The sequence below is a fragment of the Bremerella cremea genome (assembly GCF_003335505.1).
In the GTDB taxonomy this organism is placed as follows: domain Bacteria; phylum Planctomycetota; class Planctomycetia; order Pirellulales; family Pirellulaceae; genus Bremerella; species Bremerella cremea_A.
Window position 1 is genome coordinate 150,131 of the sequence record NZ_QPEX01000024.1, and the last position, 16,089, is coordinate 166,219.

Below are 16,089 nucleotides of genomic sequence, written 5' to 3' on the forward strand. Positions count from 1 at the left end.
AGTCGTGTCGTAGGCCAGAGATCGTGCTGGCAGCAAGCAGTGCATTCGCAGCGACGATAGCAGCCCCAGACAAGGGAAATGCTCGATTTCAAACCTTCTAAATATCCCAGATTTCCGGCTTAGCCACAACCGGCGAGCAAGATTCGATAATCCACAAAGTTTACCTAGCCCGAATCCTCACTTTTTCTTATCTAAAGCTAAAGACCGTTACAAACGGAACCGATTTTAACGATAACGGGCCGCAATCAGCGTGTGGCCACAAAACGTCGATCTCAACGTCAGGCAAGGAAGCCGAAACGATGACGAAACCACTGGGTTCCCCAACATCACAAGACCAACAAGACAGCCACCGCACCTTTTACGGTCATCCGATCGTCGTGCGGGTGAAGGACTTGACGTGGGAACCTCCCGTCGAAGAGGCGGCAGCCGAGCCAGAAACGTGGGTCTCGAACCTACTTGGCGAAGATCCACCAGAAACCGGTGCCGAAGAAAGCCTGTTGGCGAATATTGCTCCGGCACCTGAAATGCCTGCTTACCAGGCGCCGGTGGCTGAGTTGCCGCCACAACCGCTGGCCCAGGCCGATTCCAAGCCTCAACCCGCATCGACCATGCCAGGTTACTTGAAGCATGGCAACGAAGGTCGACGCGAACGTCTCCAATCGCTGATCACCGGTCAGTGGAAAAACCGGATCATGATGGGCGGTATGGCCATCTCCCTGTTTGTCGCTACTTACTGGCTGCTTAGTGGCGAAGGAGCAGACAGCTCACCTGTTGGTGATCCTCAACAAGATTTGATTGTGAATAACGGCAGCCTTGGTGACGCTCCGGCTTGGCCCGGCCCGGAGGTTGCGTCTGACAGCCAAACAACGACGATCGAACCAGCTTCTCGGAATATCTCGCAGATGGCAAGTGTGCCGCCGCGCGAAAACGTTATGGGCACGCCAGCCCAAACCTCGTCGCAGATGGAGCTAACCTCGATTTCCACTCCAGACTTCGATACCGCAGAGCCTGCGAACTACATCAACGGCAACCCTGCCTGGGAACAAAATCCGGCCTCGCCTGCCAGCACTCCGCAAGATGATTACTCGCCCAGCTTTGGCCCGGCCAACCTTGGCAACCCGGCACCTAGCCAGCCTTCGTCTTCGCTCGAATCAGATTCTGGTCCGCAAGTTCCTCTTGTTCCCAACTTCGACAACGCCCCAAGCTACGGCGGACAAGATAGCTACCAACCAAGCTTCCAAGGGAATCGCCCATCCTACGAAGAAGCAGCACCTTCTTACGAGGGTCCTGCGATGCCCGCTAGTAGCTCTCAATATTCGGATCCCAACCTGGGGAGCAACGGTTCATTGCATTGGATGAAAGAAGGCAAGCAGAACTCGATGCCTAGTGGCAACACGCCTGATAATTCTCAAGTTCGATTGCCTAACATTATCAACGGACCGCAACAAGGCGCAGGCATGCCGCAAATTGAATCCACGCAACCATACAACGCTTCGCGATTCGCTAGTTCGCCGGAAAGTTCGCAACCAGCTCCGCAAGATGGTTATGGCTACAGCTTCAACCATGCTGGCAGCTTGCCCCAGTCGCCAGCTTCTCCTCAGGATAGCATTCGTGCTGCCAGGTTAAGCGGTGAAGTTGATACCCGCTTCGAATCGGGAATTCGCTAATGAGTCAGCTTGATCGAGCGTTTATCCGTGCCTACACATCGGAAACCCCCAGCCGCCCTCATGCCGGAGCGGCCTTAACGTCGGACGTGCCCATGAACAATCCAAACACAACGCAGCAAGCTTCGGAAGCCAAGATTCGCACGATGACGCGTAAGCCGACTCTCAGCGAACTGCAGCACTGGAAAAATCAAGGGATTCGCATCGATATGCCAGGCTCTCCCTTGGTCGGATCTTTCGACGAGACCGCTGCGACCGAAGGCCTGATCTCGCCCAAAAAGCACGACGAATTCGAGTTGGCCAGTCAAAATACAGCCGCCGTGGCTGAAGCGCTCGATCGCTTGATGAATCGCGTTGGTGGGAAGCCAGCTCCGAAGGTTCAGCCCATATCGGCCAAAAAGCCGCTGACCGAGGGGGAATCGAAGCTCCCCAATCCGACGATTGAAATCCAAAAGTGGGAATCAAAGTCACCATCAGAGCCAACCGCCGAGGAAGATGGAATCGTCTTCGTGGCCGGAAAGCCTGGTGCCGTGGAAGAACCCGCAGCAGCGGCCCCCCAAGCGGCACAAGCAGACGAAAAACCAGCACCATCGCAATCAGCCGCCAGCCGCCAAGCGGTTGCCGCGCCGGTAGCAAAACCATATCGCCAACGTAGCCTTGCTCACCCCAAGTGGGAAGCCGATACGATCGCCTGGCCAGAAGAGACCGACATGATCCTCGATCTGTGCGGTAGCGAATGGAAAACGGTCGTTGACGGGCTATCGGCAAACGTCAAATCCTTGGCGGTAGTCGCCTTAGGCGAAGGCTGCGGCTGCACGACTCTGACCATCTGCTTAGCCAAGCTGATGGCCCAAGCCAATCGCCGCGTGCTAATCATCGACGAAGGAACCGGGGCCGACTCGCTCACGGTTCGGATTGGCCTGAGCGATACCCTGCCGGTCACCCCGCAGGAAAAGGTCGATACCCTGTACGAAGCGATGATTGAAACGGCCGATCAGCCGATTGCCATCCTTCCGACTGGTTACCGCCAACTCACCGATCTGACCGCCAACCAATTGCAGCAGTTCACACAAGACTTTGATATTGTCTTGTGGGACGGCGGCAATCGCCCTGAAGTGTGGCAACGCCTGGCCTTAATCCATAGCGTGCTGGTTGTCCGCGATGCACGTGGATCGCACGACCACGAACTTGGCCAGATCCTTCCTAAGTTGGAGCAGCGCAAGATCAACGTGATCGGAATTGCCGAAAACTTCTGGCGATAACCTACGAACCTCGGGGCGGACACGGGAAACGCGATGTACGAAGCGTACTGGAATTTAAAAACTCGTCCGTTCGAGAACACCTACTCGGAAGCGTCTTATTACCCGTCCGAGTCGGCTCAGGCAGCCCTTTTGAAACTGCGATATGCGGTGGAAAATCGACGCGGCGCCGCCATCTTAGGAGGCGCTTGCGGGCTAGGCAAAAGCCTTTTAGCGCGCACCTTGATGGCTCAACTGCCCGATCAGTTTGCCCCCAAGGTACACCTCGTTTTCCCCAAGCTTCCCAGCGAAAGCTTGATTCCGTACCTGCTGCTAAACCTGGGGCAAGGGCAAGAGGCTACCACCTCCCCAGACCCTAGTCGTGCGGTTTGGCAGTTAGAGCAGTATCTCAAAACCAACACTCGCGCCGGCAATCACGCGGTGGTTATCGTTGACGATGCCCACTTACTAGCGGACCACGCTTCCTTGGAAACCTTGCGTCTGCTGACCAACTTCGAGACGGACGGCAAGCTCGATCTAACGCTAATTCTGGTTGGTCAAACACAAATCATCCCCGCTATCGAACGCTTCCCAGGGCTGGAAAGTCGGGTCGGCGTAAAGTCGCTGATGCGTTGCTTCACTCCGGATGAAACAGCCGCTTATGTCACGCATCGCCTGCGAGTTGCCGGTTGCGAGCAAGAAATTTTCGCCGGTGGGGCCCTGGAACGCCTATTTGAGCTGACGCGAGGCAATCCTCGTGAAATCAATCGCCTGTGTGACCTCGCTTTGCTGATTGGCTATGCGGAAGAACTCCGCCAGATCGACGCCCCTCAGGTCGAATCGATCCACGAAGAACTTGTTTCTGTCGTGCCAGAATAGTCTGCGACACATCTAGCGGGATCGCTCTGGCGAATTAGAATCAATCGGCGTGAGTAATCCCACCGAGCCAAGCCCGTCCCCTCCCCTACCCCGCTGGTGGACCAGTGCGCTGTTCGCGTTCGGTATGATGGGTGTCTCGCTCTTTTTTCGTCTGCCGCTGCTTGAAGAAAGCCTCTGGGTCGACGAACTGCATACGGCCTGGGTAGTGGCAGACAGTCCGCAGGAAATTCCTGAACGAGCAGCGATGGGGAATCAATCACCGCTCTACTTTCTTGGCGTCTGGGCTTGGCTCCAAACCAGCGGCATGCACGAGTGGTCGCTCCGTTTGCCTTCTTTGTTGGCTGGTGTCTTAGCGGTAGGGCTTGTCACGGTCATCACCCATCGCTGGACGAAGGATGGGTGGATCGCGCTCGGTATTGGTTTGATCGCGGCGATGGACAAAGACTGGATCTTCTTCGCCACCGAGGCCCGCACGTACGCGCTGGTTCAAGCCGTAGCGATCGCTCAAGTGATTGTGGCCTGGCAAGCCTGTCAGCACGACCGCGTTGCCGCCTGGCTGGGGCTGATCTCGCTTTCACTGATCAACTTCTACCTTCACTACAGCACGCTGCTGTTCACCGGTGGCGTGGGCTTGGCGATGCTAATCTCGGCTGCCAATCGCCCTGTCCGAAAGCATCTGTTGTTGGCAGGTATTGTCCTCTTGCTCGGGATTGGTGTCAGCGTTCCGCACCTGCTGTCGATCTTTGAACGACGTGCGAACTGGGCCCAATTTATCAGTGCCACTTCCTCAAACGAATGGACGCGCTGGGGCACCGTGTTCGCTTTCCTGATACCGGCCAGCATCGCCTTATTGATCGCATGGCTTCGCCAGACGGCGATTCCTCAACTACAGAAGCGTCGTTTCTTTTTCCTGACGTTGGTTGTTCTGCTACCTCTGGCGACGGCTTGGCTTACCACGGCAACCGGTGTTGCGGCGTTGTTTTTTGGGCGTTATCTCTTTTCGGTGGAAGCGTGCGTGCTGCTCCTTTTAGCAAGCATCGTGGCCATGCTGCCAGGGAAGTGGGTGGCTCGTGGCGTGCTTGCCCTAGCCGTCTTACTAAGCTTCTTTGGACGTTTCCATTCGCCCTGGCAAGGGATGCGGGGAGAAAACTGGCCTCAGGTCGTCCAAGCCGCGTCCGACCGGATCAACTCGCTGGATCTTCCGCCAGAGATCGTCATCGCTGCGGGATTGATTGAAACCGATATTTTGCTCACCGACGAGGCAGAAGACCAACCGTGGGACGAGTTTGCCCGACTGCCGCTGGAGTCGATCTATCGCCTGCCCGCTCAAGCGACCGAGCGATTCGGCTTAACGTATACCAACGCAGGCCAGCCGACTCCTCGCTATCAAGCCGAGTCGGCTGATCAAGCGACGGTGATTCTGATTGTTCGTGGCAGAGATTCGAAAGCGGACCAAGTCGCCCGTCGCTTACAAGCCGCGTTTCCAGAACGAGACTACCGCATAGAAACGCCTCAACCGCAAACTTATGGGGTTCAATGGCGCGTCCTAACGCCTCAAGCTAGTTCCCCCTAGCTGCACACCACTTATGCATCGCGATCGGTGATCTCGATTTGACGTAAAGCGTCGTCCAATCGCTTTAGCTCTAAGGGGGTAATCCCTTTCATTCCTTGTTGATCCATTCGCTGAAGCATCTCCCCCAGACGTCGCTTAACAGCGTTGAAATCAGGCTTTTCGGCCTCTTCTAGCGGTTGCTGAGGAAGAGCTGGTCTTTCAGGCGGAGCTTGCTTGGCAGCATCTTGAGGGGCCCGCGTGAATGGATCTAAATCATTGCCGAAGCGTGGCGCTGGCATGCGATCGCGGGGGCGGTTCTCGATACCGGGGAAACGTCCCGGGCCGTTATCAGCAATCTTGATCAATTCCTGCAGCTTGGCAAACGAAGCTTGATCCTGCTTCTTCAATTGGTCGGCACTGTCCGCTTGCACTGTTTTCTCTTGGCCGTCGGGCAAGTGCCATGTCACACGCACACTGCCGTCAAGCGAGGTCCGCACAACGACTCGCTCGCCGTTCTCGGTCACATCGATTTCACGATTTCCATTGGTATTGGAGATCCTCACCGAACGCTGAAAGCCGGCGGCAGGCTGCATGGGCGGGTTCGGTTCTGTTTCAACAATTCGATAGGGGCCGAGCTTCCGTTTGAGCTGCGCGATCGCGCCTGCGGCCATTGAACTGGCCGTCTTATTTCCACCGGCCGCCAAACGTTGCAAAGCGGACAAGGCCGACGAAGCGGTCTGGGCGTCGGGCGAGACGGCCAATGTTTTCAACAAGTCGATCGTCCGGCTGGCCACTTCCCCACTTCCGATTTGAGCGGCTTGCTCCATCGCCGGAATTGCCTGTTTGCCGAACTTGGCTAGTTCCTCGGTAGCTTTCCGCCGCTGAGCAAATTGGTCGGCATCCAATTGCCGAATTAGCAACGAAATGGCTTTCTCTTGCTCTAGCGAGTGATCGAGCGGACTTGGCTCAACGACTGGTTCCGCCTGCCCTGTTCCCACAAGAACAAGAAGCGTGAAAAGGATTGCGAAAGAAGTTTTCAGTGCCGCAGGCAAACTCATTATCGTTTTCTCAGGTGCCGGTTGCAGGAGCTAATCAAGGTGCATCAACAGAGCGAATCCCGAAACTATAGGGGATCGCGACGTCTAACGCACCACAGCCAGTACGCATTTTGGAAAGAAATGGTTGTCGGCTGCCAGCACCTAGATCCTTAAATTTCCCCGGAAAGATAGGCGATACCATGCGATCTTCACCAAAGTCTGCTCAACGCATGACCAAAAATTGATCACCTTTCAAGGGTGATAGCACCTTTCGCCAAAAGACACAGCGTTCGACTTCCTATTCTGATTTCGTCATTGGTTTGGCGTAAAGATTCAAATTTTCTCGATCACCAATCACGGCAAACACCTGACGAATTTGCTCGAAACCGGTGGCAAGGACAAAGTCTGATCGCCGTCCGTAAGACTTAGCCCCCAAGATGTAAAAATTTGGTTCCGGGTGAAATAATGTGGTCGCGTCGATTTGGCAAGCCGCAGCATCTTCTTTCGCCGCCAACTTTACCGCCAGATTTCGGGGAGCTTCCGAGATACAACACGTAGCCACTTGCAGTTCTCGCAACATTCGCAGGTTAGGTCGGTACCCGACGTTCACTAACACGCGATCGAATGTATGAACGCCTTCATGCTTGCCTGATAATGTCACATGGAAATGATCGTTTTGCGGTTCATAATGAACGCTTTGCACTTGCGTTTCAGGCCAATGATCGATGTGGCCATCTTCGTGGCCGGCCAGTTGATTCGCTTGTTCCAGCACGCGACGTCGCGAAGGGTAAGGATCGTTCTGGTCGATGGCCAAGGGGTCTGGCTGGCCCGAGGGAAGCTCTTGCTGTGTAAGCCAAGTCACGTGGGTCTCCAGCGACTCACGCGCCAGTTGGCTAAGCTCGCAGATATTGGTCGCCGCCGTGTCATCAGAACCGATCACAAGCACTTGCTGGTTGGCAAATTGCTCTCGATCTGTCCCGCTGGCATCGATTACACCAAACCGGAAATGCGCCCGAGCTTCCAACTCTCCTAAAGCGGGATTCCCCCCGCCTCCAAGATAGTTCGGCTCGCCTTGGGCGCCGCTGCAGTCCAGGACGATTTCACTTTCAAAAAGATGCTCGCGTCCCTCGGCGTCTCTTACCAGCGTTTCAAATGGTGCGTTTCCGCGTGAATCGAGGCTGGCGTAGTCGTGCTTGAGATGCGACTTCCGGGCAATCGAGATTACTTCGTGCTGCAGCTTCAAGCCGTCGACAACCAAGTCGGTTTCGGCCAAGGGCAAAAGATACTGCTCCACGAACTCGCTACCAGTCAGGATGGCATCTTCCGCCGGAGCCGAATAACCTTCGTCCTGGGCAGCCAATGCCGACAACCCCAGCGGTGTGCTGTTCATTCCAAACGGAGTAAACATCGGCACGCGGCCCCACTGCAGGAGATGCGATCCGACTTCTTGCGAATCAAAAATGGTGACCTCGTAACCAAGGAACCGAGCATAAAGAGCGGCTTCAATGCCGATAGGGCCGGCGCCCACAATGACGATTCGTGCTGGGGTATCAACTGCCATCCAAGATAACTTTGCAGAAAGGTGCTCAGTAATAAAAGATTGCAAACGGAAGCGTTCGCTTGCTCCAATTATAAGGAAGATTCCACGTATGCGTTATCGTCTTCCCCAGGGAGTGGGATTTACACCATCTTTCCAGGAGGAATTTTGCCACTCAGGCCCTGAATTCAACCTAGATTTTCGGGGACAATTCCGTACTCGACTCGCGCCTGCGCATGGTGTACCAAGCCGCTAGGCGCCCTCGAAGCTACTTCGACTGGGGCAGGCAAAATGTATCAACGAACCATTCGTGTTCTTATTGTCGACGATTCGCAGCTCATCCGCGCGTTAATATCCGATCTGCTTGAAGAAGCAGAGGATATCGAAGTCGTTGGGACGGCAGCCGATGGCATGGAAGCGGTGCGGATGGCTCGCAGCCTGAAGCCAGACGTCATTACGCTTGATGTCCAAATGCCCAAAATGGATGGCCTGCAAACCTTAGAGAAAATTCTCGAAGAGCAACCCATCCCAGTTCTCATGGTCAGCGCGACAACGCAGTTGGGTGGCCAGATTACCCTGGAAGCCCTCGACCGGGGTGCTCTCGACTATATCGCGAAGCCAGAAGGACTCAAAGAAGCGGAAACGACACTGCGTGCCGAGCTGTCTCGCAAAATCCGTGCGGTTGCCTCGACCGATGTGAAACGCGTGCTAAAGATGCGTCGCGAACGCGCCGAGAAACGGCGTCAGCGGTTGGACAAGCCAAGCTCTGCCCTCGAAAAGAAGTTAGCAAATTCCTCCGCTGCAGTCAGTGATATTCCAGTCGCCGACAAATGCATTGCGTTGGGAATTTCAACAGGCGGTCCCCCAGCTTTGGCCTCGATCTTCGAGTTGCTTCCGACCGGACTGCCGCCGATTGTTATTGTGCAACACATGCCAGCCAACTTCACCAAAGCTTTCGCGATGCGTCTTAACTCGCTCTCGAAAGTCAACGTGAAGGAAGCAGAAACTGGCGATGTCATTAAGCCTGGCCATGCTTATCTGGCCCCAGGCGGACGCCACTTGGAACTCCGCAAGAACGGTCGTAATGGCGCCAAGTTATTCGTCCGCGACGGTGATCCGGTCAGCGGGCATCGCCCCTCGGTCGACGTGATGATGGGCAGTGCCGCAAGTCTTTATGGCAATCGGCTGCTCGGTATCGTGATGACCGGTATGGGTCGCGATGGTTCGGACGGCTGCAAATCAATTCGGGATGCCGGTGGCTATGTCCTCGGCCAGGATGAATCCAGTTCCGATGTTTACGGCATGAACAAGGTCGCATTCCAGGAAGGGAACGTTGATCGCCAGTTTTCGCTCGACGAAGCGGCAACCCTGTTTGCAAGCCAGGTTCGTCGCCTTTGGGGAGCGGCCTGCGCGTCGACTTAAGGCACACCCTAGGCAGCTTGAAAGCGGCAAGCTCCTGGGCTTTCGTTGCCAGCCTGCCGAGGCAGAATCCAGCCTAGCTACGCGCGATTAACTCGAAACGGTGTTAGATCGACTTCGGGTTCTTGGCCGCTCATTAGCTGCGCCATTACCACTGCCGTCGCTGGCGAAAGATGTAGGCCGCTACGAAAGTGACCAGCCGCCAAATAAACGTTCGCCAGGTGAGGCAGCTTACCCAGGTAAGGTATCCGATCAACGCTTGCCGGTCGCAAACCAGCCCAAGCTCGAACGTGTTTGGCGGTAGCTAGTTGAGGCACTAACTGTCGCGCAAAACGGTCCAAGTCGTCGACTGCTTCAGGGGTGGTCGATTTGTCAAAGCCAGCTTCCTCGACGGTGGCTCCCACAAGTACATGCCCATCACGGCGCGGGACAATGTACCGTATCCCTTCGTTAATCGGCGCCATGAAGAAACGCTTTCCGGCATCCAAAAGAACCAACTGACCACGAATTGGCTCGATCTCTGGCCGCTGAATTCGCCCAGAGAAATGTTCCTGATCTAAGAGACGATCTGCCAAGACTTGCGACCAAGCCCCCGCCGCAATGCAAACGGCCTGAGCGGCGAACTTGCCGGTTTCCGTTTCTACCGCAGTTAAGCGATCGTCGTCGAAACTCCAACGTTTGATCTCGGTCTGCGGGAAGATTTCGACGCCCCGTCGGCGACATCCCATTTCCAATGCCCGCAAATGACGTGGGTTACGCACCACCGCTTCTCCCGGCAGAAAACAGGCGGCCAAGATCGCGTCCCCCGCCTGAACATGAGGAAACTGCTGGGCAACTTGCTGGCCGTCGAGCCGAACAACTTCTACCCCTTCCTCTTCGTATTGCAGACAAGCCATCCTCAGCGAAGCGGCCTCGCCCGGATCACGAGCCAGATATAAACCACCTGTGATTTCAAATTCGTTGTCGAGCCCAGTCTCGGCTTGAAGTTGCTGCGACCACAAAGGAAAGAGGTGGTGACTCAAGCCACGCAGTTGTTCCGTCGGTTCCCATGCATGCTGTTGATTGGCTGGCGGCAATAAACCCGCTCCGGCCCAAGATGCCTCGCGCCCAACTTCCCCCTTATCAATCAATACGACTCGATTCCCGTGACCAGAAAGCTCGTAGGCGATCGATAGCCCAATTACCCCGCCACCTATAATTAAGAAGTCAGTCGTCAAAGTGTCACGAGACAATGGGAGGGCGCCTAAAAAAGAAACAACAAGGGTCAACCTAAGTACGAAGTGACTATCGGTTATGAGGTATGCGAGGGGGAATTAGCCTCTTCCTCAGCGGCAAGAACTCGCTTCAAGAGCAGCGGTTCGACTTTTCCACGAAAGCGGATTTTCCCATTAATTTCGACAACCGGGACCGTTGTATCAAACTTCTGGCGGAGTTTAGGGTCCTGGTCGATATCCACGAACGAAATATCCGATACGAAATTTTGAATCAATTTCGCGGCATTGTCACAACAGTGGCAGCCTTGTCGCGTATAGATAACCACGCGCGAGGCATACTTACGAGTTGGTTCGGCGTTCATCAAAGCATCCTGATTTTTGAATCTTGGTATCCCCAGGAATAAAGCCCTAACGTGGCTGGGCTCTGTCGGCTGGCCTGTTAGAGGAATTTTGGAATTGTATGTTGTTTCCTGAGCGAGAACTCTGGTACGCTATATCGTGAATTAACTTGTCATCTTTCCCTAGCATAGGGAATTTTCACTCTGGCGGGAGCCGAGGTGAAGGTCTCAGGCCGCCTGAAATTGGCGTGGATCGCTCACTTCACTCTCAAGCGTAGGCAACCATGCCACCTGTTGTGGATGCATTGCGGTTTATCGAGTTGGTTCGTAAGAGCAAGCTCGTTGCTGAACCTGTCTTAGAACAGGCCTTAGAGCGCCTACGCGCAACCCATAACGGTCAACTTCCGGCTGACCTGGAAAAGCTCCAAGCATTTTTTGTTGAGCAGAATCTGCTGTCGGACTGGCACTGTGAAAAGCTAAAAAACGGCAAATACAAGGGGTTCTTCCTTTCCAAATACCGTTTACTGAAACATTTAGGCACTGGCGGTATGAGCAGTGTCTATTTGGGCGAGCATACCGTGATGAATCGCAAGGTTGCAATCAAGGTTCTGCCTCGCAGCCGGGTCAACGATCCTGCCTACCTGGCTCGCTTCCACATGGAAGCCCAAACCGCAGCCCTATTAGATCACCCGAATATTGTGCGTGCCTTCGATATCGACAACGAAGACAGCACGCACTATATCGTCATGGAGTATGTCCCCGGCAGCGATTTGCGGCAAATTGTTCGCGAACATGGTGCCGTCCCCTTTGAAGCAGCCGCCGACTATATTGCTCAAGCGGCGGACGGCCTGCAGCATGCTCACGATACCGGCATCATCCATCGTGATGTTAAGCCTGCCAATCTGTTGCTGGACGAGCGTGGGATCATCAAGATTCTTGATATGGGCTTGGCCCGTATTAAATCGGATCAGAATACGGCGGCCCCCATTCCTCGCGAAGACAACTTCTTAGGAACCGCCGATTACTTAGCTCCAGAGCAAGCCGACAATTGCCACAAAGCCGACCACCGCGTCGATATCTATGGCCTCGGCTGCTCACTCTATTTCTTGCTTACCGGACACGCCCCCTTCCCTGAGGGGAGCATGGCCCAGCGTGTGGCGAAACACCGCAGCGTGATGCCCGACGAGATTCGCAAGTCACGCCCCAACTGCCCTGCCGAGTTGCAGCGAATTTGCGAAAAGATGATCGCCAAGAATCCTGACGAGCGATACTCGGAGGCCCAAGAAGTCGCCCTTGAGCTGCGAAATTGGCTTGAATCGCGGGGAAAAGAACCAACGATCAGCGACGAAAGGCCAGGCTACGCGGTTTTGTCGGTCTCTGCCCAGGCAGCAGCCAACCGAGCGCATGCCGAGCAACAAAGGGGACACGACCGAAAACTCGGCGCTTCGGCGTCTCGCAGTGCCGACCTGAACAATGCCGGCATTTCTTTTCCTCGCGATCGCAAAGATTCTGCTTCTTCTAGCCAGTTCGATCCCGCGCTGGAAGACACCATTGCCAACCGCACGAACGATACCAATCCCCAGTCGCCGAGTTCGCCCAGTAGCCTCCGCCCTGGCAAGCGACGAACTTCGTCTGGCTCTTCTCTGTTTGACTCTCAAGATTTCGTGGATGCTGCGCTCGATGCGAAAGGCTGTCCCTCTGAAATCGATTCTCTTCTTTCCCCTTCGTCGTCGGCGCTTGATCCAAGTGCCACAGCCCTTGATGACACCGTGGGGAAACTGCCAAGCCTTCCCACTCCCTCCCCTGCGGAGACCAGCCTGTCTTCCTACTTCGGTCCTAAGCTCCTGGGGGCACCGGTTCTGATTTGGATTGGTATCCTTGCGTTTGTGCTATCAGTCGGCACCCTTATCGCATTCAGCTTCTAGGCGTCGCTCTTCGGTTGTGTTTCCGGTTGAAAATGGCTCACCCAGCAACCGTCACCCGCCTTGATAAGCGCCCACACCACGGCCAAAAGCACCTCTACAGAGGTATACTGACAGGCCAGCTCGTGCCTCAATTGCCGCCCCGATTCGGGCTAGCAGCCTTGTCAAAGACACACCTAACCTATTTAACAGATGCAACTTATGCAAATTGCTTGAAAACTCCTCTGGATGCGACGTAGGATAAAGTAGAAGTTCAAACGGCCCCAGAGGCCGCTTGGCAATCCCAGCCAGAAATGGAATTCGTGGTATCGCAAGTCGCAGGACGACCGACACGATCAACTCTACGAGCGACACCCAACCCGTCGCCCGGCAGGCCAAACCAAGAGAGTTCCATGAGCCGCATGTCGTATCGAGGCATTACGCACACGAAAGTCGCGAAGACCAAAGTCGCGTCGCGAGATTTTCGTTTGCCCACCCAGGCGTCCCGACGTCGTGGAGGAAATGCGGCTCGTACTACCAAGACTGATTACTTCGCCCCGCCAGAAGATTGGCACGAGCCAACCAACAATACCGGGCTTGATTACAAATTCATCTATCAGTCACCTGGGGAAGGCTTCTGCCATATTCTCACCGAACAAGAGATCCGCGATCGCTTGGCTCAACTGCCGGAGTGGATGCTGGAAGGGCTTGAAGTTGTTCAACTAAGCCGACTTACTCGCAAGAAGCTCAGCTTTCCGTGCTACGGCATGCAGTGGGGCGCGGCGATTTATCTCTACCCGATGGATGAATCGCTGATCGAGTATTTCCCTCACCCGCCCCGCCCTGAGCAATTGGTCGAAGCCAAAATGTTTGGAGCCGTGTGGGAAGAAGATGAAGATGGTTTCTGGCGGCTAGAATGGACCGAAGAAACGATCAAAGACTTTTATTTAAACAACGTTCTGGTTCATGAACTGGGACATTTGCTCGACACGCGAAACAACAACTACGTTGCCCGTGAACGCTACGCAGAATGGTTCGCCATCGAATACGGCTATCGTCCAACCCGTCGCCAGTCCCTCGCCGCCCAAGCAGCCAAAAAAGTGGTTCGCCGTCACCACAAAACCTAACGGCACAGCAACAAACCATTGTGGTTAAATGACTTGAGCGTTATTGGGCCAACGCTCCTCTGGTAATGTGGATACAAATCCGAGCGAATTTCGTTCCATTATGTGGAGCGAACCTGGGCTATTGTTAGGATAAACATTTTCCCGAGTGCGCTCCCTCGTCTTTCCACGATCACGAAATTGATAGGGCCTGAAATTGACCATGTTCCGACCCCTTGCTGCGGCTGCCCTCGTCCTTTCTTCGATTGCCTTGATGGCGGAGCCCATCCTGGCCGCTCCGACTGCAGAGCAGCGGGAACAGCTTCAAGCGATTAAGCTCGACATTCGGAGAACCTCGAACCTTTTAAAACGAGACATGGTACCGGATTCGGTCGAGCTTGTTCGCAGTATTCAAACTCGCATGCAAACTCTGGCGGACGCTCAAGATGCGGAAATCGCCGCAGCGCTCGAAGAACTAACGGAACAGCTAGCCGTTTCTCATGGTTCTTTAGAATTGGATGGCTACACCCTTCAACCGCTGTTAGGACACGTTAACCGTCCAGCAGACGCGATGGCGATGTCCGCCACGCCTGGCACACCGCCGACAGCAACGCCCCCTGCTCCGCTGCCCACAACGTTTCCGACCGCGAATCTTAGCTTTACCAAGCATATTGCCCCTATCTTGATCGCACGTTGCGGCAATTGCCACGTAACCGGCAGCCGAGGGGGATTCAATGCGGGCACCTTCGAGGCGTTGATGAAGGGGCCTCCGGAAGGAGTCGTTATTTTTCCGAACGATGATATCGGTAGCCGCCTGATTGAAACAATCGAATCTGGCGACATGCCACGTGGCGGACAACAAGTCCGGGCTCCGGAATTGGCCGCCCTGAAAACCTGGATCAAAGAAGGGGCCAAGTTCGATGGAACCGACCCCAAAGCTTCCATCAATCAACCTTCCGCAACGCCTGCCCCGAATCCCACGGAAATGGTGCGGTTGGACGTGGTCAACGCGAGTGGCAACGAAAAAGTTAGCTTCAGCCTGGATGTCGCTGGCGTGTTTGCAAGCCGTTGCGTCAATTGCCACGGTGGCCAGAACCCTGGTGGTGGTCTCCGCATGGACAGCTTTGCCCAGTTTATTCGAGGAGGCGATAGCGGCGCCCCCTTTGTCCCAGGCAAACCGCAGGAAAGCATGATCGTCCGGATGCTCAAAGCGAGTGGCAACGAACGGATGCCGCGCAACGGCCCACCGCTGAGCGCCGATCAAATTGCCAAGATCGAGACTTGGATCCGCGAAGGAGGTAAGTTCGATGGAACCTCACCTCGCGATGAGTCGATGCGTCGGATGAACCAAGTAGCTGTGGCCAAGAAAGCGACGCACGAAGAACTGGCCAAGCTGCGAGCGGCCAGTAGTCAGCAAAAGTGGGAATTGAGCATGCCCGATGTCAAAACGGCGAAGCTCGACACTCCGTTGTTCCTGGCTTATGGGACCATGGGCGAAGACCTGCTCAAAGAGAACGTGGCCGTAGCAGACAAGGCCGCTGAAAAAGTCCGTTCCCTGCTTAAGATCCCTTCCGCTTCGCCGCTGATCAAAGGGAAGATGACTCTCTATTTCTTCAAGCAACGTTACGACTACGCCGAGTTCGGCAACATGATCGAGCGTCGCGACTTGCCGGGCAACTGGAAAGGGCACTATCGTTTTGACATCACCGACGCTTATGGTGCCGTTCAGGTTCCCAGCGACGGAGATTACGACATGAACGTCCTGCTCGGTCAGTTGATCGGCTCGGCGCATGTTGCTTCCCTTGGTAACGGCACGGTTCCGGATTGGTTCTCCGAAGGTGTGGGCCGAGTGCTTGCCTACCGCATGAACAAGAGCGATCCGCGTGTGCAGGACTGGGAAAGTCAAATTGGCCCCTCGGTCGCCTCGATGGGCAAACCAGACGATTTCGTCAACAATCGATTGTCGCCAGAACAAAATGCGATTGTCAGCTACGCTTTCATGAAAGCCGCCATGGCCCGCGGGAATCAGTTCGATGCGTTAATGAACGCGTTACGCAAAGGAACCGACTTCGATGAAGCCTTTCAAGCGGCTTTCCGCGGCACACCTTCCCAAGTAGCAACCGCTTGGGTAGCTTCTGGCGGTCGATAGCATGAATCGCTGATCGCCTTGAAATAAAAAAAACGCGATGCCGTATAGCATCGCGTTT

General features: G+C 55.0%; 12 protein-coding genes. 8 read left to right on the forward strand and 4 right to left on the reverse strand.

From position 1 onward, the window contains the following. The first annotated feature begins 299 nt into the window (after nucleotides 1–299). The 4 genes from DTL42_RS12010 to DTL42_RS12025 are packed head-to-tail and all read left to right on the forward strand — an operon-like array spanning nucleotide 300 to nucleotide 5,354. Nucleotides 300–1,667, forward strand: coding sequence for a hypothetical protein (locus DTL42_RS12010; protein ID WP_114368969.1), 1,368 nt, complete (start codon nucleotides 300–302; stop codon nucleotides 1,665–1,667). Beyond that, nucleotides 1,667–2,926, forward strand: coding sequence for a hypothetical protein (locus DTL42_RS12015; protein WP_114368970.1), 1,260 nt, complete (start codon nucleotides 1,667–1,669; stop codon nucleotides 2,924–2,926). The genes DTL42_RS12010 and DTL42_RS12015 overlap by 1 nt, the downstream gene beginning before the upstream one ends. Before the next feature lie 33 nt (nucleotides 2,927–2,959). Then, nucleotides 2,960–3,781 (forward strand): ExeA family protein, encoded by an 822-nt coding sequence (locus DTL42_RS12020; RefSeq protein WP_114368971.1) that lies wholly within the window; start codon nucleotides 2,960–2,962, stop codon nucleotides 3,779–3,781. 49 nt (nucleotides 3,782–3,830) lie between these two features. Further along, the gene (locus DTL42_RS12025) at nucleotides 3,831–5,354 is read left to right on the forward strand and encodes a glycosyltransferase family 39 protein (RefSeq protein ID WP_147274258.1); all 1,524 of its coding nucleotides are present in this window, start codon (nucleotides 3,831–3,833) and stop codon (nucleotides 5,352–5,354) included. An 11-nt stretch (nucleotides 5,355–5,365) separates the two neighbouring features. Here DTL42_RS12025 and DTL42_RS12030 read toward each other — a convergent pair whose 3' ends face one another. Together DTL42_RS12030 and DTL42_RS12035 are read right to left on the reverse strand one after the other, a co-directional pair. After that, the gene (locus tag DTL42_RS12030) at nucleotides 5,366–6,391 is read right to left on the reverse strand and encodes a hypothetical protein (protein WP_114368973.1); all 1,026 of its coding nucleotides are present in this window, start codon (nucleotides 6,389–6,391) and stop codon (nucleotides 5,366–5,368) included. A 277-nt stretch (nucleotides 6,392–6,668) separates the two neighbouring features. Continuing rightward, entirely contained in the window at nucleotides 6,669–7,976 is a 1,308-nt protein-coding gene (locus DTL42_RS12035; RefSeq protein ID WP_158545345.1) for an FAD-dependent oxidoreductase, read from the reverse strand. A 222-nt stretch (nucleotides 7,977–8,198) separates the two neighbouring features. On the opposite strand from DTL42_RS12035, the gene DTL42_RS12040 reads away from it, so the two are divergent. Then, on the forward strand, nucleotides 8,199–9,329 hold the full coding sequence (locus DTL42_RS12040) for a protein-glutamate methylesterase/protein-glutamine glutaminase (RefSeq protein WP_114368975.1): 1,131 nt from the start codon (nucleotides 8,199–8,201) through the stop codon (nucleotides 9,327–9,329). A gap of 77 nt (nucleotides 9,330–9,406) precedes the next feature. Here DTL42_RS12040 and thiO read toward each other — a convergent pair whose 3' ends face one another. Together thiO and DTL42_RS12050 are read right to left on the reverse strand one after the other, a co-directional pair. Continuing rightward, the gene (gene thiO / locus DTL42_RS12045; protein WP_158545346.1) at nucleotides 9,407–10,558 is read right to left on the reverse strand and encodes a glycine oxidase ThiO; all 1,152 of its coding nucleotides are present in this window, start codon (nucleotides 10,556–10,558) and stop codon (nucleotides 9,407–9,409) included. A gap of 59 nt (nucleotides 10,559–10,617) precedes the next feature. Beyond that, complete coding sequence (locus DTL42_RS12050; RefSeq protein WP_114368977.1) at nucleotides 10,618–10,902, reverse strand: glutaredoxin family protein; 285 nt, start codon at nucleotides 10,900–10,902, stop codon at nucleotides 10,618–10,620. Nucleotides 10,903–11,162: 260 nt separating this feature from the next. On the opposite strand from DTL42_RS12050, the gene DTL42_RS12055 reads away from it, so the two are divergent. The 3 genes from DTL42_RS12055 to DTL42_RS12065 all read left to right on the forward strand — a co-directional run bounded on the left by DTL42_RS12055 (nucleotide 11,163) and on the right by DTL42_RS12065 (nucleotide 16,031). Next, on the forward strand, nucleotides 11,163–12,803 hold the full coding sequence (locus DTL42_RS12055) for a serine/threonine-protein kinase (RefSeq protein ID WP_114368978.1): 1,641 nt from the start codon (nucleotides 11,163–11,165) through the stop codon (nucleotides 12,801–12,803). 389 nt (nucleotides 12,804–13,192) lie between these two features. Next, the gene (locus tag DTL42_RS12060) at nucleotides 13,193–13,906 is read left to right on the forward strand and encodes a hypothetical protein (protein ID WP_199590124.1); all 714 of its coding nucleotides are present in this window, start codon (nucleotides 13,193–13,195) and stop codon (nucleotides 13,904–13,906) included. A 199-nt stretch (nucleotides 13,907–14,105) separates the two neighbouring features. Then, complete coding sequence (locus DTL42_RS12065) at nucleotides 14,106–16,031, forward strand: c-type cytochrome domain-containing protein (RefSeq protein WP_114368979.1); 1,926 nt, start codon at nucleotides 14,106–14,108, stop codon at nucleotides 16,029–16,031. Nucleotides 16,032–16,089 lie beyond the last annotated feature (58 nt).

What these genes read in the sequence shown, in the direction of transcription:
- DTL42_RS12055 (WP_114368978.1), top strand. Translation starts at nt 11,163, where the DNA reads ATGCCACCTGTTGTGGATGCATTGCGGTTTATCGAGTTGGTTCGTAAG.
- DTL42_RS12060 (WP_199590124.1), top strand. Translation starts at nt 13,193, where the DNA reads ATGAGCCGCATGTCGTATCGAGGCATTACGCACACGAAAGTCGCGAAG.
- DTL42_RS12040 (WP_114368975.1), top strand. Translation starts at nt 8,199, where the DNA reads ATGTATCAACGAACCATTCGTGTTCTTATTGTCGACGATTCGCAGCTC.
- DTL42_RS12010 (WP_114368969.1), top strand. Translation starts at nt 300, where the DNA reads ATGACGAAACCACTGGGTTCCCCAACATCACAAGACCAACAAGACAGC.
- DTL42_RS12015 (WP_114368970.1), top strand. Translation starts at nt 1,667, where the DNA reads ATGAGTCAGCTTGATCGAGCGTTTATCCGTGCCTACACATCGGAAACC.
- DTL42_RS12065 (WP_114368979.1), top strand. Translation starts at nt 14,106, where the DNA reads ATGTTCCGACCCCTTGCTGCGGCTGCCCTCGTCCTTTCTTCGATTGCC.
- DTL42_RS12020 (WP_114368971.1), top strand. Translation starts at nt 2,960, where the DNA reads ATGTACGAAGCGTACTGGAATTTAAAAACTCGTCCGTTCGAGAACACC.
- DTL42_RS12050 (WP_114368977.1), bottom strand. Translation starts at nt 10,902, where the DNA reads ATGAACGCCGAACCAACTCGTAAGTATGCCTCGCGCGTGGTTATCTAT.
- DTL42_RS12030 (WP_114368973.1), bottom strand. Translation starts at nt 6,391, where the DNA reads ATGAGTTTGCCTGCGGCACTGAAAACTTCTTTCGCAATCCTTTTCACG.